Raw genomic sequence first — 21,078 nt, forward strand, 5'->3', positions numbered from 1 at the left:
TATGGCAAAAAAAAGACCAAGCATAATGCTTGGTCTTTTTAACAATTTTTACCGGTTACTTTTTCTTAACCGCTTTCTTGTTTGGAAGGTCGGTAATTGAGCCCTCAAACACTTCTGCCGCTAGACCTACAGATTCGTGTAGGGTTGGGTGAGCGTGAATGGTCAGTGCGATATCTTCTGCATCACAGCCCATTTCAATCGCTAAGCCAATTTCACCCAGCAGTTCACCACCGTTGGTACCTACTACAGCACCACCAATGACACGGTGAGTGTCTTTATCAAAGATAAGCTTGGTCACACCGTCTGAACAGTCAGAGGCGATAGCACGGCCTGAAGCAGCCCATGGGAATGACGCTGTCTCGTAATTAATGCCTTCAGCTTTGGCTTCTTTCTCAGTTTTACCTACCCACGCCACTTCTGGCTCGGTGTACGCAATGGATGGGATTACTTTAGGATCGAAGTAGTGTTTCTTACCTGCAATAACCTCAGCGGCTACGTGACCTTCATGCACACCTTTGTGTGCAAGCATTGGCTGACCAACGATGTCACCAATAGCAAAGATGTGGTCAACGTTGGTGCGAAGCTGCTTATCAACGTTGATGAAACCACGCTCATCCACTTCAAGGCCTGCTTGTTCCGCGTCAAGCATCTTACCATTTGGAACACGGCCGATAGCAACAAGCACTGCGTCGTAACGCACTGGCTCTGCTGGGGCTTTCTTACCTTCCATTGATACGTAGATACCGTCTTCACGCGCTTCTACAGCGGTTACTTTGGTTTCTAGCATCAAGTGGAACTTGTTCTTAATGCGCTTGGTGTAGACTTTAACAATGTCTTTGTCAGCTGCTGGGATCACTTGGTCGAACATCTCAACCACTTCCACTTTTGAACCTAGAGAGTGGTACACAGTACCCATTTCTAGACCGATGATACCACCGCCCATGATGAGCAGTTTTTCTGGTACTTCGTTAAGCTCAAGAGCGTCTGTAGAGTCCCAAATACGTGGATCTTCATGTGGAATAAATGGCAGTTTGATTGGGCGTGAACCCGCTGCGATGATCGCGTTATCGAAGGTCACTGTTGCGGGATCGATGCCTTCAACAGCGATAGTGTTAGGGCCAGTAAACTTACCGTAACCGTTAACCACAGTCACGTTACGCATTTTCGCCATGCCAGAAAGACCACCGGTTAGCTGATCAACCACTTTGTCTTTCCAGATACGGATCTTGCTGATGTCGGTTTGAGGCTCACCAAATACGACACCGTGGTCGGCCATTGCTTTGGCTTCTTCGATCACTTTAGATACGTGAAGAAGGGCTTTCGATGGAATACAACCAACGTTTAGACAAACACCACCTAGGGTGCTGTAACGTTCGATAAGTACAGTTTCTAAACCAAGGTCTGCACAACGGAATGCCGCTGAATATCCTGCAGGACCAGAACCAAGTACAACAACCTGGGCTTTAATTTCTTTGCTCATTTTGACCTCTTGTAGTCATTATCCCTAACAGCTCGATGGGTATCTTATTTTTCTTGGGGCGCCAACAGTTTACAAACTTGTTAACAGATTAAAAAATAAATCCCTTTGGGCTGTGAGCTAGACAACACTTCGGTTTACTCTAGCGCCGGTTTTCAATTGCGCTGCACCAAAATGTGTCTGTCATAATGTAAATTGCCATCATGCGTTAGCAAGATGGCAATAGTATGTAGTGTTATAGAACCAAGCGACGGATGTCAGATAGGCAGCCGTTTAGGTACGTAATAAAGCGTGCACCTTCAGCGCCATCGATCACTCGGTGATCGTAGGACAATGACAGTGGCAGTTGCAGACGCGGTTCAAACTCTTTACCGTTCCACACAGGCTTCATCTCAGACTTAGATACCCCAAGGATACCCACTTCTGGTGCGTTAACGATTGGCGTGAACGCGGTGCCGCCAATGCCGCCAAGGCTTGAAATAGTAAAGCAGCCACCTTGCATGTCGCCAGCGGTCAATTTACCTGAACGTGCTTTCTTAGAAATCACCATAAGCTCTTCTGATAGCTCGTAAATGCCTTTCTTATTCACGTCTTTAAAGACAGGAACAACAAGACCATTCGGAGTATCAACGGCGATGCCCACATTCACGTATTTCTTCAGAATGATGCTCTCACCGTCTTCTGACAACGAAGAGTTAAACGCAGGGAACGCTTCTAGCGCTTTCGCTACCGCTTTCATAATGAATACAAGTGGCGTGATCTTAACGCCAGACTCTTTCTTCGCTTCTACCGCGTTTTGCTCTTTACGGAATCTTTCTAGCTCGGTGATATCGGCGTTATCCCACTGAGTAACGTGCGGGATCATCACCCAGTTACGATGTAGGTTAGCGCCAGAAATTTTCTTGATCTTAGAAAGCTTCTGCTCTTCTACTTCACCAAACTTAGTGAAGTCGACTTTTGGCCAAGGCAGTAGACCCAGCGCTGAGCCATCGCCTTTACCTGATGCAGCTGCACCAGACTCTAGGCGTTTAAGCGCATCTTTCACGTAAGATTGAACGTCTTCTTTAAGGATGCGACTCTTACGGCCAGTGCCTTTCACTTTAGAAAGGTTTACACCAAACTCACGAGCGATACGACGAACCACAGGAGATGCATGCGCATACTCGTGATTCTCTTTGAAATCGCCCGTTGTTGCAGCAGGTGCCGCCGACGCTGGCTCTGCAGCTTTCGGTGCTGGAGCTGCGGCAGCCGGTGCGCTTGCAACTGGGGCAGCAGCTGGAGCGGCAGACTGAGTCTCGAATACCATGATGAGAGAGCCAGTAGAGACTGTGTCGCCTTCAGCCACTTTAATCTCTTTGATGGTACCAGCAAATGGCGCTGGTACTTCCATTGAGGCTTTGTCGCCTTCAACGGTGATCAAAGATTGCTCTTCGTCCACGCTGTCGCCCACAGCAACCATGATTTCAGTCACTTCAACTTCGTCACCACCGATATCCGGCACGTTCACTTCTTGCAATGCTGAAACAGCGGCAGGAGCAGCCGCTGGTGCTGCCGCTTCAGGATCTGCTGCAACAGGTGCACCGGCAGAAGCCGTTTCAAATACCATGATCAATGAGCCAGTGGTCACTTTGTCGCCTTCAGCGACTTTGATCTCTTTAAGCGTGCCAGCAAATGGTGCTGGTACTTCCATTGAGGCTTTATCACCTTCAACAGTCAATAGCGATTGCTCTTCGTCAATGCTATCGCCAACAGCAACCATGATTTCAGTGACTTCCACTTCATCGTCGCCGATGTCAGGTACATTCACTTCAACCAATTCGCTAGCAGCAGGCGCTGCGGCAGCGACTGGTGCAGCCGCAGGTGCTTCAGCAGCTGGAGCCGCTGAGTCTGCTTCAAATATCATGATCAGTGAGCCAGTGGTCACGTTGTCGCCTTCTGCGACTTTGATCTCTTTTACAACACCTGCTTGAGAAGCAGGTACTTCCATTGAGGCTTTATCACCTTCAACAGTAATCAGGGACTGTTCTTCTTCAACCTTGTCGCCAACGCTTACAAGAATCTCAGTAACTTCAACCTCATCAGCACCGATGTCAGGTACATTAATTTCGATTGCCATTGCTTATTTACCTTCTATTAATGCGCTGTATTAAGCGTACTGTGGGTTAGTTTTTTCAGTGTCGATATCAAACTTAGCGATGGCTTCTGCAACCACAGACTTTTCAATATCACCACGTTTTGCCAATTCGGTTAGTGCGGCAACAACAATGTAGCCTGCGTTAACTTCAAAGTGGCGACGTAGGTTTGCACGGCTGTCAGAGCGACCAAAGCCATCAGTACCCAGTACTTTGTAAGACTCGCTTGGCATGTAAGCACGTACTTGCTCAGCGTAGTTCTTCATGTAGTCAGTGACTGCAATTGCAGGCTCTTTACCTAGTACTGTTGTGATGTAAGGTACTTTCTCTTCAGCTTCAGGGTGAAGCATGTTGTCACGCTCTACCGCTTGGCCATCGCGAGTCAGTTCGTTGAACGACGTTACTGAGAACACGTCAGAAGCAACACCGTACTCTTCACTTAGAATCACAGCTGCTTTGCGAGCTTCGTTCATAATGGTGCCTGAGCTCATTAGTTGAACTTTGCCTTTGCTACCCGCGTGTGTTTCTAGCTTGTAGATACCTTTACGGATGCCTTCTTCAGCGCCTTCTGGCATTGCTGGCATTGCGTAGTTCTCGTTCATCACCGTTAGGTAGTAGTAAACGTTCTCTTGATCAGGACCGTACATGCGACGGATACCGTCTTGCATGATAACCGCTAGCTCATAAGCAAACGTTGGGTCGTACGAGATACAGTTAGGGATCGTATTCGCTTGAATGTGCGAGTGACCATCTTCGTGTTGTAGACCTTCACCGTTTAGCGTTGTACGACCTGCAGTAGCACCCAATAGGAAGCCACGTGCTTGTTGGTCACCTGCTAGCCATGCCATGTCGCCAATGCGTTGGAAGCCAAACATTGAGTAGTAGATGTAGAATGGGATCATTGGAAGATTGTTGGTGCTGTATGACGTTGCCGCCGCAACCCAAGATGCCATTGAACCTAGTTCGTTGATACCTTCTTGAAGAACCTGACCTGACGTCGCTTCTTTGTAGTAAGACACAATGCCCTTATCTTCTGGCGTGTAGTCTTGGCCGTGTGGGTTGTAAATACCCACCTGACGGAACAGACCTTCCATACCAAAGGTACGTGCTTCATCACAGATGATAGGAACGATGTTCTTACCAATGTTCTTATCTTTAAGCAGGATGTTTAGCGTACGAACATAAGCCATTGTGGTTGAGATATCACGCTTTTGCTCGCCAAGTAGTGGTGCAAATGCCTCTAGCTCTGGCACTTTAAACTCTTGAGTAAACTTAGGGCTACGTGCTGGTGTGTAACCGTGTAGCGACTTACGACGAGCGTGCAGGTAGTCGTACTCTGGTGTGCCTTCTTCTAGTTTCAAGTAAGGCAGCTCTGCAATTTTGTCATCAGAAAGAAGGTCTTCTAGGCCTAGACGATCACGTAGGTGTTGAACGTGAGTCATGTCCATTTTCTTCACACCGTGTGCGATGTTCTTGCCCTCAGCCGCATCGCCCATGCCGTAACCTTTTACAGTCTTAGCAAGGATAACCGTTGGTTTGCCATTGGTTTCTTTCGCGTTGTTGAATGCTGCGAACAGTTTCGATGAATCGTGACCACCACGCTTAAGTGCGAAGATTTCGTCATCAGTCATATCGGCAACCAATGCCGCTGTTTCTGGGTATTTACCAAAGAAGTGCTCACGCACGTAAGCGCCATCTTTAGATTTGAAAGTTTGGTAGTCACCGTCGATGGTTTCGTTCATTAGTTGAAGAAGTTTACCCGTGGTGTCTTTCGCCAGTAGCGCATCCCAGTTGCTGCCCCAGATAACCTTAACCACATTCCAGCCAGCGCCTTTAAATAGGCCTTCAAGCTCTTGAATGATGCTACCGTTACCCATAACAGGACCATCTAGGCGCTGTAGGTTACAGTTGATTAGGAAACATAGGTTGTCGAGTTTCTCACGTGAAGCAAAAGAGATAGCACCGCGTGATTCTGGCTCATCCATCTCACCGTCGCCTAGGAACGCGTACACACGTTGTGCGCCGGTCTCTTTCAGGCCACGGCCTTCAAGGTACTTAAGGAAACGAGCTTGATAAATAGCAGAGATAGGGCCAAGACCCATAGAAACCGTTGGGAATTGCCAGAATTCAGGCATCAGTTTAGGGTGTGGGTAAGAAGGAATACCTTTACCATCCACTTCTTGACGGAAGTTATCCAGTTGCTCTTCAGTCAATCGACCTTCAACAAATGCACGAGAGTAAATGCCAGGAGAAATATGGCCTTGGTAATAAACAAGATCGCCACCGTCCGTCTCATTTGGAGCACGGAAGAAGTGGTTGAAACAGACTTCGTAGAAGGCAGCCGCCGACTGGTAAGACGCCATGTGACCGCCAAGGTCTAGGTCTTTTTTCGACGCACGAAGCACAATCATGATTGCGTTCCAGCGGATGATCGAACGAATACGACGTTCAAGAGTCACGTCACCTGGGTAAGCGGGCTCTTGCGTTGCTGGAATAGTGTTGATGTAGTTAGTGTTGATACCTGTAGGCATATCAACGCCATCTAGACGCGCTTTATCAAGTACCGTTTCTAGAATGTACTGTGCGCGTTCAACCCCTTCTTCACGAACTACGGATTCAAGGGCAGCAAGCCACTCCTGAGTTTCTACCGTATCAACGTCATGCTTCATATCAGACATGTACTAGTTTCCTTTTGTTTATTATTTTTGGGTAAGTCCTACGACTCACCACCCTGTTGAACTCGACGTAAAGATCGCTCTCTGCGGCTCTCTTCTTTGGTTAAGTCCAACAACGTTTCTTCAATGTAGGCCAGATGTGAGTGTGACATTTCACGAGCTTTTTCTGGTTGCCCAGAAACAATCGCATTCACAATGTTGGCTCTGTGGTTGTTAACTCGCTGTATCGCTTCTTCACGGCGATGCAGCAATTCTAGATTCTGTTCAATATTTTGCTCAAGCAAGGGGGCAAGACTTCGGATAATGTGAAGCAGAACAACGTTATGTGCTGCTTCACAGATGCTTACTAATAGGTTCATCACCGCTTTTGATTCGGCGTTGACGTCACCTTGCTGTGCTTCTATGGCTTTACAGGCTACCTCGATGCGTTCCATATCCTCTTCAGTACCGCGCAATGCTGCATAGTAGGCGGCGATCCCTTCCATCGCGTGTCGCGTTTCTAGAAGGTCTAGTTGTGTCTCAGGATGAGTGGACAACAAATTTAGCAAAGGGTCAGAAAAATTCGTACTGAGTGTTTCACTTACAAAAGTGCCGCCGCCTTGCTTACGAGTCAGTAGCCTTTTGGCTTCTAGTCGCTGAATCGCTTCTCTAATCGACGGGCGAGAGACATCGAATTGTTTCGCCAACTCGCGCTCTGGTGGTAACTGTTGGCCTGGAGACAGAGTGCCCTCAAGTATTGAGCGTTCAAGTTCCTGCTCAATAACGTCTGAAAGTTTGGGCTGTCTAATCCGTTGATAAGCCATCGTTGCCTTGGGTCCTTTTATATGAGTATTCGTATTTCTCTGCCTGTAAATTGGTATGACCAATTTAAAGTGCGGGCAAAAAATACCATGTTTAAAACCAATTTGTCCACCAAAAATTGATTTACATCATTAAAAGGGGTCTGGCTTAACAAAATTTAAACCTTATACAAATTAAACGGAAAACTATTGGTCATACCATTCACCAGAGGCATATACATTCCCTCAATGACACAGATCAATAAAATCATGAGGTTAGCGACTTGGACTTAAAATAAGACAACAACAGTTATGGCAAGTTCCACCCAAAAAGTGGTCATGCCTAAGTGATTGAATTGAGCAAATACTCAAGCTCGCAAATTTCTCGATATGTCGACGTCATATTGTGCTTTCACGGTCAACAAAAGGGTTTGCTCCCGTTTCTACACAGGAGTACAATTTGACCCAACTCAATTAATGACCCTGTTTGGCCAGAACGACAATGATCAAAACTCACGATAGCGATGCACGATTAGACTACCTAAAACAAGCCCTACCCGCTGAGGTAACAAGAGCGGTCACCGACACATTGCGAGAAGATCTTGGTGGGGTTTTAGACGCGAATGTTGATATAACAGCGAACTTAATCGATGAAGCTACGCAAGGAGTTGCAACCATCATCACTCGTGAGCATGGCGTGTTCTGTGGACAAATGTGGGCCGATGAAGTGTTTAAACAGCTGGGCGGAAAAGTGTCTATCGAGTGGCACGTCAGCGACGGCGATCAGGTCGAACCTAATCAAACATTATGTACCTTAAGAGGCCCAGCGCGCACATTATTAACCGGTGAGCGTAATGCAATGAACTTCATTCAAACGCTATCTGGATGCGCAACAACTGTCGCAGAGTATGTGCGTGAGCTCGAAGGAACAAAGTGCAAGCTTTTAGATACTCGCAAGACCATCCCTGGTCTGCGCAGTGCACTAAAATACGCTGTAGCATGTGGTGGTGGCTATAATCATCGAATCGGTGTGTTTGATGCGTTCTTAATTAAAGAAAATCACATTATTGCTTGCGGTGGAATTGTTGAAGCCATTAGCAAAGCCAAAGAGTTGGCCCCTGGCAAACCTATTGAGATCGAAACTGAATCACTAGAAGAGTTGACTGTTGCCATAGATGCAGGCGCCGATATTGTCATGCTGGATAATTTCACGTTGCAGATGATGCGCGATGCCGTTGAGATAAACCAAGGCCGTGCAGTGTTAGAAAATTCTGGCAACGTTACCTTAGGCACGTTAGGTGATATCGCGCAAACTGGAGTCGATTACGTATCGGTCGGTGCACTAACCAAGCACCTTAAAGCAATGGATCTGTCCATGCGATTTCAATAAGTAAAATTGAAATCCCTTATCAAGCTAAAATAGCCGCGTAATTGCGCGGCTATTTTTATTTAACGGCAAGCAAGACTACAACACGCCTTTGCCTTTCATCATTCTTAAGCCTTCACGCTTAATACAATCCACCAGCGGATTGTCCACCATATCTCGTCGCCAGACAAAAGAGAGCATTCTCTCCATCTTTAACTCAGGAACATTGATACTGGCCAAGCGTCCTGCTTGAATATGCTGCTCTACATCCAACCAAGGTAAGCACGTGAGGTAAGAGCCATTTTCGACCAAGCTGCGGATAACCGGAACGTGCTCGTACTCGCGCCACACATCTAAATCATCTATTAAATGATGAATGGTACTATCAAAAATTTTGCGAGTCCCCGAACCGAGCTCTCGAAGCACCCATTTCGCTTGTTCCAATTGGGCCAAAGTAACCCGATCAAGGTTAGCAAATGGGTGGTGTGATGAAGCAACAACGGTTAAGTGATCGCGGCACCACACCTCTTGCTCTAAACGGTGCTCATCGCAGCGCCCCTCTATGATCCCGAGGTCACACTTATAGTCCAACACATCTTCAATAACGTGTTTGGTACTCTTCACATCTACGTCAATTCGCATCTCAGGAAAGGAGGTATCAATTAAACTGATGAGATCCGGAACCAAGTGTTCTGCTGGTGTCTGACTAACATGTAACTGTACCGCACCACTTAATAAATGTTGCTCATGAAAGCCCATTTCTATCTGTTGAGCGTCTTGCAGCAACTTCTTTGCTTTTGGCCTAAGCCACTTTCCCCAGTGCGAAAGCATCATCTGTTTGCCATTACGTTCAAACAGTTGTCGCCCTAGGAGCTTCTCTAATTGAGAGAGCGACATGCTTGTCGCCGATTGTGTTAAGCACAGTCTTTCTGCCGCTTGGCTTACGCTGCCAGTTTCGGCCACAGCATCAAACACTGCCAATTGTTTTAAAGAATATCGCATCTATGCCGCCTACGTTGAGTTTTACCAATAGGGTAACTCTATCGCAATGACCCATCAATATTATTGATGTATCCATTCATTACTATCAATTTTTTATCTGCATAAAATTGCCGTAATTTAGATTGTGTTGTCGAGGTGTAGAACACAAAACAACAAATTACTCATTATTTATTAATTCATTACAGGAGGAGTCATGGACGCACAACCAGTGCAAAACGAGCTTTGCTTGACTCCCAAGCAAATGATGGAACAAGCCGAGCAGTATGCGCTTGGTAAATCGCAAAAGCCGACAACCACAACATTGCTGTTAGCAGTGATGGCGGGGGCATTTATCGGACTTGCGTTCTTGTTTTACATTACCGTCACTACTGGCAGCAGCGGTGAAGCTTGGGGATTAAGTCGCTTTGTAGGCGGCATCGCGTTTGGCCTAGGCCTTGTGTTGGTCGTACTTTGCGGAGCGGAACTTTTTACAAGCTCAGTACTGTCGGCCATATCACTCGCGAATAAACAGATAAACCTGGGACAAATGCTTTCCCTTTGGGGCAAAGCTTATGTCGGTAACTTTGTTGGCGCTATTACACTTGCCTTTTTGGTGTTTGGAGCCGGTCTCTACAACCTTCACGATGGTGCGTGGGGACTGAATGCACTATCAATCGCTGATCATAAACTGCACCACAGTTTCACCGAGGCATTTATTCTTGGTGTGCTTTGTAACCTTTTAGTTTGTCTAGCGATTTGGTTAACGTTTAGTTCTAAAACGGCACTTGGAAAGTCGCTATTGGTGCTATTGCCTGTCAGCCTATTTGTTAGCAGTGGTTTTGAACACAGCATTGCCAACATGTTTATGGTCCCACTTGGCATTGCAATCGTAGAATTTGCTCCTGCGAGTTTTTGGCAGTCCATCGGTATGCAAGCAAGTCAATTTACAGACCTCAATGTAAGCCACTTTATTGTCGCTAACCTCATTCCCGTCACACTAGGCAACATTGTCGGCGGTGCGGTATTAGTCGGATTGACCAACTGGGTGGTTTATCGTCGCCCATCACTAACAACAACCCCAACAACAAAAATTACTCCACTATCACTTTCGCCTTCGGAGGCCACTATGTCTATGTCAGTTACTGTTAAAGAAATCCTTAACCCTACTCCAATCACTGTTGTTGCTGGCAGCCGCGTAGCAGTCGCTATCGACAAGTTGAATGAAAATAACCAAACCAGCGCTCCGGTAATCAATCAATCGGGCAACTTGGTAGGCTTTTTCTCTATTCATGATGTCATGGTAGAAATGTGGTGCACCGATTATCGTGCAACAACCGACTTAAAAGTTGAACAAGTGATGAGCAACGAACTGATTACTGTCGATGCGAATCAAGATATCTCTGCGGTCATCGAATACCTATGTATCGATAAAGAGCAGCTTTACCCAACATCTACTATGGGTTACGCGACTCGCTTAGCAACAGGAACTCTTTCAGAACGTGCTCGTGCACTTAAAGTAAGCCGTCCAAAGATTATCCCAGTAATCGAAAATGGTGAGTTTATTGGTACAGTAAGTCATAAAGAAATCCAAAGCGTCCTTCGTCCACTGTTTGGTGCAACAGAAAGCCAAGCGACCTTGAGCGAAGTCGAAGATGCGCAAATGGCATAATTGAGCTTAGTTCGACACTAATTGAAAGGGCGAGTGCTAGGTACTTGCCCTTTTTGCTATCAATAACCTAATCGCCTTGGTGCTTATTGCCACTGCCGTACCCAATGTAAAAATTGTTGCTTTTTCTCTACAGGGCCGAGTAAACGTATCCAATTTTTCTTTATTGCTTCTGACAAACTAATGGATCCACTCGCGATGCCATCAAGTACATCCCACTCCGTGATCACCACCAGTTCTTGAGGGGTAATATCACTATTTTTTCCGGTAATACTTGTACCATTCACATCACTTGCATGACCCCGAATTGCTTCAAACACTACAAACTCAAGCTGATCTTTGCTCTCCTTTGAAAGCTGACTACGCACTGTAAAAAGCTGAAAGTTAATTGGCTTGTTCTGATTGTTAAAACGATCATGCTGGCGAGCCTCAACAACAGCGCCAAAAACATCCAATGATCCAGGTAAAGTTACCATTGAGAATCCAGTACTCTGATGCAACCCGCAAGCTATCGCGATACTTGGAAGCATGAGTAATAAAAACAGCAGTTTTTTGGTCATGGTTGTATCAGTCCTTATCCATTAACAATAAAAAAGGGATCATTGTTAAATGATCCCTTTAATACTTAGTGCGTCATGCTTTTTTGCTGCTTTTATTAGCGAACAATTAGCATCAGCTGTTCTGGTGACATTGGCTTATCAAAGTAGCTCATGAATAAGCCAAACTTCTGAATGTCGCCGTTGGCAAACGAAAAGTTACCTTGTTGCATGTTAAGACCAATAGTCTGCTGAGCGTTTGGACCCGCTAGCAAGATTTGGTTCAATACATCTCGAGTCGTATCGATTTGCACGTCAGCTTGGCTGTTGTCGCCAATGTGTAGCTGAGCAATACCGTTGCGAATTTCGATGGTGAACGCTTCGTTAGTGTCGGAGAAGCGATACGTCAGCATCATGTTCACATCAAGCGTGTTCTCAGCAATCAACGTTGACGTCATCATGTCAAAGATTTGCTGGCTCGGCAGCGCGGTCATTACATCCACAGACGCAAAGCTGATCATGTTAGAGAAGTCACGAGTACCTTCAAGCTCAGCTGCGGCATTGAGTGCCCAGTTTCGCCAGTTGATATTAACCTGTTCTGCAGCCCAAGCCTTATAAGCGACCGCTTTAAGTTCGCGCGCTTCCATATCGTCTTTATTTACCGTGATTGGGTACGACAAAATTTCTGCTGCAAAGGTATAGTTACCGGCATCAATAGCTGCTTGTGCGGTAGTCATGATGTTGTCACGACCGCCCATGATTTCTACGAACGCTTTAGCGCGCTGCTCGTATGACATTGGCTCAAGCTGCCATGGATCCGCTTCGAAGAAGCCGTTATAACCCACATAGATTTGGCGTACAGCATGAGCAACAGTACCGTAGTGCTCACCCAACCATGGATGTGATGCTAGGTGATCCGGTAGTTTCACAACTTCCACCAACTCGTCTGGGGTCATACCCTTATTCATGTAACGGATGGTTTGATCGTGCGTGTATTGAATCGCATCGCGGTAAGCCGTCAGTACGTTAGATACCGCTTCTTTACCTTCTACTGGGCGACCGTGTGAGTTGATCATTATTTCTGTATCGAACTCACGCATCACGTCAATGCCTTTAAACCACATTGAAGGATCACGGAATTTAGTCCCGCGGATGGTGTGAAGGTTAGGGAAGTTTTCCCCTTGCAGAACTTCTGCAGCATGCAGGATTTTTTGTTCTGGCAAGTAAACCACAACTTCGTCTTTGGTCTCAGAAGGAACGTTGACGATTTCTAAGTTCACGCCTGCAATGGTGGTTACAAGCTTATCTTTAAATACAACGTTCGGCTCGATAAACGAGATATCACCTTGCATGAAACGGGGCCCTAGGCCATCGTTTACTGTGCCGTGCTCGCCCTCTTCTACATGCTTGGCACCGGTGTAAGACGTGCGATGACCAAATAGCGTTCCTAGGTTAGACGACCAGTTAGCAACCGCTGCGGTTAAACCTTCTTGAGCAATAATCTGCACTTCACCCGATGCGACTTCTTCGTCTGTCGCCCAAGCACGTACGCCAGAAATGTGGTCAATGTGGTTGTGAGAGTAAATAATCGCTTTTACTGGCTTGTCGGTGATAGCGCGGAACTGCTGTTTCACTGATTCTGCCATTTGCACTGACTCACCTGGATCAACGATGATAATACCGTCGTCACCTTCAATCATCACAGGAGTATCAAGACCAAAGCCGTAACCTAGGTAAACATTGTGATCAACTTGAATGATCGCTTGGTCCATTTTGCGACCATGTTTAGTCAATATTGGGTGTACGTGCTCAGACTCTTGAGTGTAAGCCAGTGAGTCGCCGGTTTTTGACAGCACTTTAATGCGCTCACCCGGTCCCCAGAACAAGTTTGATTCGTGCTCAAACAGCACACCATCATTGTAGCGTTCATCAAATTGAACATTTTGATATTGAGCTGCTGAACTGGTGCGCAATTCATGCCCGACGGTAGAGGTAGCTTCATCAACGGTGGGTGAGTTTATGCAACCGGACAGAGCTATGGTGCTTGATACAGCGAGCATTAGACGAGTAGGTGTAAGAAATGCTTTCATTAACGGAACCTTGTGTAAGAAGTATTCATCATTTGTGGCATAGCCTACTTGTTTCAATGACATACAAATACGATTAGTATCGATATTGATATATCGTATTTACGATATCATTAAGTCGAAAAATGCGAGACACTATGTACAGATTGAGCCTTGTAGTCGTAGGCCAAACGAACAATTAAATCGTCACTTTGAGCTTTAGATATTGATGAAGTGCATATAGGTGAGTAGAGTTGAAAATGACCCATCGTGTTCACGATAGATAACTCCAATTAGAGTATTAGGTTAATGCGAAACGATATACCAAACTTTAATCTGCTGGCTGTGTTTGCCGCAGTCATGGAGCATGGAAGCTTTAGCCGCGCTGCGGATTATATGGATACAAACCAATCAACGATCAGCACCGCGATCAATCGTCTAAAAAAACAGATCGGGAAAGAACTGTTTATTCGTAAGGGGCGCGGAGTCGTTCCAACCACCTTTGCCAATAATTTGTATGCTCAGATTAAATTGCCTATTCAAGAGCTTAATAATGTGTACAGTTCACTCGGTGAGTTTAACCCTAAACTCGCATCACGGCAGTTTGTGATCACCGCCCCTGAGCATCTTCAAGGGTTGTTGCTAGAGCAGTTTCACGACAATCAATGTCCAAATCTAACACTCAAGGTGTTTGATCAAAAAGCGGATGATCAAAGAGTCTTCGACTCATTGCAAACACAGCAATACGATCTAATGATTGATATTGTGCCGCCGACACACCACAACATTTTGTCCAAAAACTTATACTCGGGACAGTTTGCGATTGTCTGCAGTCATCAACACCCGCGCATTAATGGGTCTTTAACCGTTGAGCAGTATTTGCAAGAAACTCATGCGGTTCTGGAGCGTACTAGGAAACAAATGCACACTCTCGCGCATTTTACCGATCTCGACCTGAGTCAGCGCAAGGTCTCGTATCATGGACGCTCTCTATTTAGTAATTTGTTAATGACCAGTCAATCGGAGTGCTTAACTGTGGTTCCATTGTCTATGGCAGAGCAGTACGCCGAGCGATTACAGCTACAAATACTGACGCCTCCATTTAACTATCAGCTTGTTAATAACTACATGATCTGGCTGAATAAAATGGACAACGATCCGGCCCACCTTTGGCTTCGACAACGAATAACCGACATCATTGATCGCAACAAAAACTCTAACGAGGCCTAAGCGTCCATTTTGGGTGTACATACCCGCATAAAAAAAGCGCTAACCGAGTTAGCGCTTTTCTAAATGGATATTCGTTAGAGTGTATTAACGACCAAATGGTCCGCCCATTCCACCCATACCGCCCATGCCACCCATCATGCCTTGCATGTTGCGCATCATGCCGCGCATGCCACCTTTTTGCATCTTCTTCATCATTTTCTGCATTTGAGTGAACTGCTTCAGCATACGGTTGACGTCCTGAACCTGAGTACCAGAACCAGCTGCAATACGCTTTTTACGCGATCCTTTAATGATCTCTGGGCGCTTGCGCTCTTTCATGGTCATGGAACTGATCATCGCTTCCATCTGCTTAAACATTTTGTCGTCGACCTGATCTTTCACATTGTCTGGTAAATTCCCCATACCCGGGAGCTTATCCATCATGCCCATCATGCCGCCCATGTTTTGCATCTGCCCAAGTTGTTCGCGGAAGTCTTCTAAGTCGAAGCCTTTTTTCTCTTTGAACTTCTTAGCCATTTTTTCGGCGGATTGAGTATCGACATTACGCTGCAGATCTTCAATCAGTGACAACATGTCACCCATACCAAGAATACGTGAGGCAACACGATCTGGGTGGAAAGCTTCTAATGCGTCGGTCTTTTCACCGACACCCAAAAACTTAATCGGCTTGCCAGTAATATGACGAACAGACAGCGCAGCACCACCACGGGCATCACCATCGACTTTGGTTAAGATAACACCGGTTAATGGTAGAGCATCACCAAAGGCTTTAGCGGTATTTGCCGCATCTTGACCCGTCATTGCATCAACAACAAACAACGTTTCTACGGGCGTGATCGCGTTGTGAAGCTGCTGGATCTCGTCCATCATTTCTTCATCAATGGCTAAACGACCCGCGGTATCCACCAACAACACGTCGTAAAATTTCTTTTTCGCGTGATCTATCGCTGCATTAGCGATATCGAGCGGCTTTTGATCCGCAGACGAAGGGAAGAAATCAACATTGACGTCATTGGCTAAGGTTTCCAACTGTTTTATCGCCGCAGGGCGATAGACGTCGGCAGACACAACCAATACTTTTTTCTTGTCGCGCTCAGTTAAGAGCTTCGCAAGTTTACCGACACTGGTAGTTTTACCCGCACCTTGTAGACCGGCCATCAATACGACCGCAGGCGGCTGCGCAGCTAAATCAAGTGCTTCGTTCGATTCCCCCATTACGGCTTCAAGTTCAGATTGAACAATCTTAATGAACTCTTGGCCAGGTGTGAGTGATTTGTGTACTTCTACACCTACCGCACCTTCTTTAACACGCTTAATGAAGTCCCGTACAACCGGTAAGGCAACGTCTGCCTCCAAAAGGGCCATGCGCACTTCACGCAGGGTCTCTTTAATATTGTCTTCAGTGAGTCGACCTTTGCCGCTAATGTTTTTTAGCGATTTGGATAAGCGATCCGACAAATTTTCAAACATACTAAGTTTCGCTCTAAAATCCGATAAATTGGCACAAGTATACCCGAACACCACCATGATAAGTAGCGCTTAACCTGACCATCCTCTCAGTTGTAAATGGGGGCATTGGTCAAAAATAAAACCTCAGAGCTAAAATTGGAGAGAAGTTGGGGTATGTAAAGCCATCAACTCGCAACAAATTGTGTGTATAATGAGGGAATTGACACTCTTTCATCAAAGTATATGGACGCACTACTAGTCATATTAGCCATTGTTGCTTACAGCCTTGCTATGGCCGTGATCCTACCAGGATTGTTGCATAAAAAAGGTATCCCGATGTCCAAAGCACTGACACTTTCTGGTGTAGGACTGCTTGCGCATGGTGCGTTGACCGCGTCGTTAATATTTGAAGGCCAAGGGCAAAACTTAGGCTTACTGAATGTGACCTTATTGGTCAGTTTTATCATCTCCTGCGCGCTCACAATTACTATACCAAAAACCAAATTGTGGTTTTTGCTGCCAATTGCGTATGGATTTTCCATTCTAAATCTAATTGCAGCGACCTGGCTGCCTGTTGACTACATCACTCACCTTGAAGGACGAATTGGCATTGTCTTTCACGTATCGATGGCCCTATTTTCCTATGCTACGCTAACGATCGCTGCACTTTATGCGCTGCAGATGGCGTGGTTAGATTACAAACTCAAGCACAAGAACTCCCAAGCCCTTAATCCAAACTTACCACCGTTACTTAAAGTTGAGCGTCAATTGTTTAACCTTATATTGGTCGGCACAGGATTACTGTCGGTGACACTCGTCACGGGACTTCTGTTTGTACCAGACATTTTCGCGTCAGGAAAAGGTCATAAAATTTTGTTCTCATTCGCTGCATGGATCATTTACAGCGTATTGATTTGGGGACATTTCAAACAAGGTTGGCGCGGTAATAAAGTCACTTGGATGACGCTAATTGGCGCGATATGCCTCACTTTAGGGTACTTCGGCAGCCGATTCGTGCGGGAAGTTTTATTGACTTAACGTATTGAATAACCACTCAAGAACCCCAATAGATCATTGACAGCGCCTAGCGATTAGGTCATTAATTAACCATATCGACTCTCATAATTCGACTCACAAAGGACCATTGCATTGGATAGTATATCCACCGAGCTTCTGTTTGGCTTGCTTGCCGGATTAATCATAATTTCTGGTTATTTCTCAGGCTCTGAAACGGGCATGATGTCTCTAAACCGTTACCGTTTAAAACATCTCTCTAAGCAAGGCCACAAAGGCGCTCAGCGAGTTGAAAAGATGCTTGGTCGCCCAGACCGCCTCATCGGCCTCATTCTCATCGGCAATAACCTCGTTAATATTCTTGCTTCTGCCATCGCCACCATTTTAGGTATGCGCCTGTATGGTGATGCCGGTGTGGCTATTTCTACCGGTCTACTCACCTTGGTGGTGCTGGTCTTTGCTGAGGTCACGCCAAAAACTCTAGCCGCTCTTCACCCTGAGCGTGTAGCGTTTCCAAGTAGTGTGGTACTCAGCGTTCTTATGCGTTTGCTGTCTCCATTGGTTATCTTGGTTAATGCCATTACCAATGGATTTTTGCGTTTGATTGGCATAGGTACCGCTCACACCGTTGAAGAGCACTTAAGCTCGGAAGAGTTGCGCACCGTGGTGAATGAAGCAGGCAGCCTCATCCCAAGTCGCCACCAAGATATGCTCATTTCTATTCTGGATTTAGAGCACGTTACAGTGAACGACATAATGATCCCACGTAACGAAATCACCGGCATCGATATTAATGATGATTGGAAATCAATTGTTCGCCAACTGACCCACTCTCCGCATGGTCGAGTGGTGCTCTATCGCGATCAAATAGATGAAGTGGTCGGCATGCTTAGGCTGCGTGAGGCTTATCGTCTAATGCTCGAGAAAAACGAGTTCAACAAAGAAACGCTACTAAGAGCTGCTGACGAGATCTACTTTATTCCAGAAGCCACACCGCTGAATGTTCAATTGCTCAAATTCCAGCGTAACAAAGAACGCATTGGCTTAGTGGTTGACGAATATGGTGACATCATCGGTTTGGTGACACTAGAAGACATTTTAGAAGAGATTGTGGGTGAATTTACAACCTCGATCGCTCCAAGTTTGTCAGATGAGATCACCCCTCAAAATGACGGAAGCTTCCTAATCGAAGGCAGCACTAACATTCGCGACATCAACAAAGGACTAGGGTGGGCACTGCCTACAGACGGTCCCCGTACGTTGAATGGATTGATTGTTGAACATCTCGAAGATATTCCCGAGAGCCACTTGAGCATTGAAGTTGCCAACCACCCTATGGAAGTGGTTGAGTTTGCTGAAAACAAAATCAAGATGGTTAAGGTCTACCCTCAACGAGGCTAAACCAACCAGTCAATAAAAAAGGAGCCATTTGGCTCCTTTTTTGATTCGAACTGATCGCTATACTTTTAGCTCGTTAAGCATAGAATCAGGCAGCGCTAAATCGTCATTTCTATTTACGCCTACACCCTTTGCAATAATATCTTCTGCAATGGCTTTTGCTTCTTCAAGCGAGTGCATAGCTGCGGTGCCGCATTGGTATTCGTTGAGCTCTGGGATCTTGTTTTGGCTCTCGACTTTTAGCACATCTTGCATTGCCGCTAACCACGCGTCCGCAACCTGTTGTTCCGTCGGAGTACCGATAAGGCTCATGTAAAAGCCTGTACGACACCCCATAGGTGAAATGTCGATGATCTCAACGCTGTCACCATTAAGGTGCGCACGCATGAAGCCTGCGTACAAGTGCTCAAGAGTGTGAATTCCACGCTCAGACAATAGCGACTCGTTAGGTTGTGTAAAACGCAGATCGAACACAGTGATGGTATCGCCTGATGGGGTCTGCATTGTTTTTGCTACGCGAACCGCAGGGGCTGCCATGCGTGTATGATCTACAGTAAAGCTATCCAGTAATGGCATGACTTTCTCTCCTTTAGGTTGCCCTTTTAGGCAACGTTTTCGATTCAATTCTGTTTATTTAGTCTATTGATTTAAGTAATCAAAATAGTCGGCGAGGAAGGTATCAAAGTCCTTATCATCCGCCGCTTCAATATTTTGCTGTTTGAGTTCAGAGTCTTTTCGTTCATGCTCAAACGTGCAGTTACTATAAACCCTAAATTCTCGTTTAGCATAAGAATTGGCATACTCTTCACCCAACAGTGAACCCACTGTCGTTTGGCCGCCACGAAGCTTGATATCGCGAAGCAGTTGACCCGATATGGTCAGCTCAGGATCGTCGATCCAAGTTTCAAATTTAGAGATCGCTTCTTTATAGAAGTGACCTCCTTTGGCGTTATCCATCTCAATGGCGATGGCTTTAAAGTCGACAAATATGCGTTTGGCCCACTCTTGAAGTGAAAGTTTTTCGCCTTCACAACCAATCGTCAGCATCAGGCCTTTCTCACGACCCTTCTCAATTACCGAGTTCCAGTTCTCACGCCAGCAGTTGAGCTCGCAATCGTCCATAGGCGCCGAATCGCTCAGTGCGCACCATGTTAAGAATATATCCAAAAACAGGATCTGCTCTTTTTTGATACCGATTGAGCTGTAAGGGTTAACGTCAAGAGAGCGTACTTCAATATATTCGACACCTTCTCGGCCAAGCGCTTCTGACGGTTTTTCACCGTGACGAGCAACGCGTTTAGGGCGGATGGGGGCATAAAGTTCGTTTTCGATTTGCAGAACATTACTGTTCAACTGCTTGTACTCACCGTCGACTTTAACGCCGAGTTTGGCAAATTTCTCAGAGGGTGCACGAATGGCTGAATTCAACCCATCCAAGTAGTGGTCGAGCGAGTTAAAGCCTATATTTAATGAGCTCTGCTCACTGTTGGTGTAACCAAGATCACTTAATCTCAAAGACGTTGCCTTGGGCAAGTAGAGAGTGCCATTTAGATCTTCAAACTCTAAGTCGGTTTCACGACCGTTTAAAAACGACGAACAGATTGCTGGCGATGCGCCAAATAAGAACGGGATCAACCACCCAAAACGGTAGTAGTTTCTGATCACGCCAAAGTATGCGTCAGATTGAGAGCCTTGTCTTTGCTGCGCATCTTGCTCACCAAACAATTCGTCCCAAAACGCTTGAGGGAATGAAAAGTTGAAATGAACACCCGAGATAATCTGCATCAAACTGCCGTAGCGGTTACGCAGACCTTCACGGTAAAGCGTTTTCATTTTGCCGCTATTCGACTGTCCGTACTGCGCCAAATTAATATCAGTTTCTGCACCAACGTAGCAAGGCATCGACATTGGCCACATTTTTTCATCACCTAATTGAGCTTGAGTGAAGTGGTGAATATCGGTTAATTGATCTAGAAGCTCATTCACATCATGCGAAACAGGGGTAATAAACTCCAGTAACGATTCAGAATAGTCTGTAGTGATCCACTGGTGAGTAAGCGCCGAACCGAGGGCTTTTGGATGTGGCGAAGTGGCTAAGCTCCAATCACCTTGATAGCGAAGTGTTTCACGCTCTACCCCGCGCCCTATGTGTAAAAAGGCGTCCTTGTTGCGTGCTACTCGACGAAGCCGCGTTGAAAAATCAGTCAAAACAGTAACCACTTACCTTAAATGCGCCGTCCCCACTTCGCCCACTGCGAAAATGTGTGGCACTAAAAAACAAAGGGGATTTTCCCATCCCCTTTGTATAT

At 46.0% G+C, this 21,078-nt stretch carries 15 protein-coding genes; 5 read left to right on the forward strand and 10 right to left on the reverse strand.

Annotation, left to right across the window (positions count from 1 at the left end):
- Nucleotides 1–55 precede the first annotated feature (55 nt).
- The 4 genes from lpdA to pdhR form a co-directional block, all read right to left on the reverse strand.
- On the reverse strand, nt 56–1,480 hold the full coding sequence (lpdA, locus tag JQC93_RS15705) for a dihydrolipoyl dehydrogenase (RefSeq protein ID WP_205159359.1): 1,425 nt from the start codon (nt 1,478–1,480) through the stop codon (nt 56–58).
- A gap of 232 nt (nt 1,481–1,712) precedes the next feature.
- Nucleotides 1,713–3,593, reverse strand: a complete 1,881-nt coding sequence (aceF, locus tag JQC93_RS15710) for a pyruvate dehydrogenase complex dihydrolipoyllysine-residue acetyltransferase (RefSeq protein ID WP_205159360.1) — start codon at nt 3,591–3,593, stop codon at nt 1,713–1,715.
- Nucleotides 3,594–3,623: 30 nt separating this feature from the next.
- On the reverse strand, nt 3,624–6,287 hold the full coding sequence (gene aceE / locus JQC93_RS15715) for a pyruvate dehydrogenase (acetyl-transferring), homodimeric type (RefSeq protein WP_205159361.1): 2,664 nt from the start codon (nt 6,285–6,287) through the stop codon (nt 3,624–3,626).
- Between the two features lie 38 nt (nt 6,288–6,325).
- Nucleotides 6,326–7,087, reverse strand: a complete 762-nt coding sequence (gene pdhR / locus JQC93_RS15720) for a pyruvate dehydrogenase complex transcriptional repressor PdhR (protein WP_205159362.1) — start codon at nt 7,085–7,087, stop codon at nt 6,326–6,328.
- Nucleotides 7,088–7,565: 478 nt separating this feature from the next.
- Here pdhR and nadC point away from each other — a divergent pair, with 478 nt between their 5' ends.
- Nucleotides 7,566–8,453 carry a carboxylating nicotinate-nucleotide diphosphorylase gene (nadC, locus tag JQC93_RS15725; RefSeq protein ID WP_205159363.1) on the forward strand — a complete coding sequence of 296 codons (888 nt, stop codon included), beginning with the start codon at nt 7,566–7,568 and terminating at the stop codon, nt 8,451–8,453.
- Between the two features lie 75 nt (nt 8,454–8,528).
- Here nadC and JQC93_RS15730 read toward each other — a convergent pair whose 3' ends face one another.
- Nucleotides 8,529–9,431, reverse strand: a complete 903-nt coding sequence (locus tag JQC93_RS15730; protein ID WP_205159364.1) for a LysR substrate-binding domain-containing protein — start codon at nt 9,429–9,431, stop codon at nt 8,529–8,531.
- Between the two features lie 193 nt (nt 9,432–9,624).
- On the opposite strand from JQC93_RS15730, the gene focA reads away from it, so the two are divergent.
- Complete coding sequence (gene focA / locus JQC93_RS15735; RefSeq protein ID WP_205159365.1) at nt 9,625–11,079, forward strand: formate transporter FocA; 1,455 nt, start codon at nt 9,625–9,627, stop codon at nt 11,077–11,079.
- A gap of 83 nt (nt 11,080–11,162) precedes the next feature.
- Here focA and JQC93_RS15740 read toward each other — a convergent pair whose 3' ends face one another.
- Nucleotides 11,163–11,636 (reverse strand): hypothetical protein, encoded by a 474-nt coding sequence (locus JQC93_RS15740; RefSeq protein WP_205159366.1) that lies wholly within the window; start codon nt 11,634–11,636, stop codon nt 11,163–11,165.
- A gap of 95 nt (nt 11,637–11,731) precedes the next feature.
- Nucleotides 11,732–13,672: an alkyl sulfatase dimerization domain-containing protein gene (locus JQC93_RS15745; RefSeq protein WP_408068614.1), complete on the reverse strand. Its 1,941-nt coding sequence runs from the start codon at nt 13,670–13,672 to the stop codon at nt 11,732–11,734.
- A gap of 315 nt (nt 13,673–13,987) precedes the next feature.
- Between JQC93_RS15745 and JQC93_RS15750 the strand changes: the two genes are divergently transcribed.
- Nucleotides 13,988–14,908, forward strand: a complete 921-nt coding sequence (locus JQC93_RS15750) for a LysR family transcriptional regulator (RefSeq protein ID WP_205159368.1) — start codon at nt 13,988–13,990, stop codon at nt 14,906–14,908.
- 84 nt (nt 14,909–14,992) lie between these two features.
- On the opposite strand, the gene ffh is transcribed toward JQC93_RS15750, so the two are convergent.
- Complete coding sequence (gene ffh / locus JQC93_RS15755; protein ID WP_205159369.1) at nt 14,993–16,378, reverse strand: signal recognition particle protein; 1,386 nt, start codon at nt 16,376–16,378, stop codon at nt 14,993–14,995.
- Between the two features lie 222 nt (nt 16,379–16,600).
- Here ffh and JQC93_RS15760 point away from each other — a divergent pair, with 222 nt between their 5' ends.
- Both JQC93_RS15760 and JQC93_RS15765 read left to right on the forward strand, forming a co-directional pair.
- A complete protein-coding gene (locus JQC93_RS15760; RefSeq protein ID WP_205159370.1) occupies nt 16,601–17,395 on the forward strand; it encodes a cytochrome C assembly family protein in 795 nt (264 codons plus the stop codon).
- A 111-nt stretch (nt 17,396–17,506) separates the two neighbouring features.
- Nucleotides 17,507–18,772 carry an HlyC/CorC family transporter gene (locus tag JQC93_RS15765; protein WP_205159371.1) on the forward strand — a complete coding sequence of 422 codons (1,266 nt, stop codon included), beginning with the start codon at nt 17,507–17,509 and terminating at the stop codon, nt 18,770–18,772.
- Nucleotides 18,773–18,829: 57 nt separating this feature from the next.
- Here the strand turns inward: JQC93_RS15765 and luxS are convergent, their stop codons facing one another.
- Both luxS and gshA read right to left on the reverse strand, forming a co-directional pair.
- Nucleotides 18,830–19,345: an S-ribosylhomocysteine lyase gene (gene luxS / locus JQC93_RS15770; RefSeq protein ID WP_205159372.1), complete on the reverse strand. Its 516-nt coding sequence runs from the start codon at nt 19,343–19,345 to the stop codon at nt 18,830–18,832.
- A 63-nt stretch (nt 19,346–19,408) separates the two neighbouring features.
- The gene (gshA, locus tag JQC93_RS15775) at nt 19,409–20,977 is read right to left on the reverse strand and encodes a glutamate--cysteine ligase (RefSeq protein WP_205159373.1); all 1,569 of its coding nucleotides are present in this window, start codon (nt 20,975–20,977) and stop codon (nt 19,409–19,411) included.
- Nucleotides 20,978–21,078: the final 101 nt, after the last annotated feature.

The sequence above is a fragment of the Vibrio ulleungensis genome (assembly GCF_016900875.1).
Classification (GTDB): Bacteria; Pseudomonadota; Gammaproteobacteria; order Enterobacterales; family Vibrionaceae; genus Vibrio; species Vibrio ulleungensis.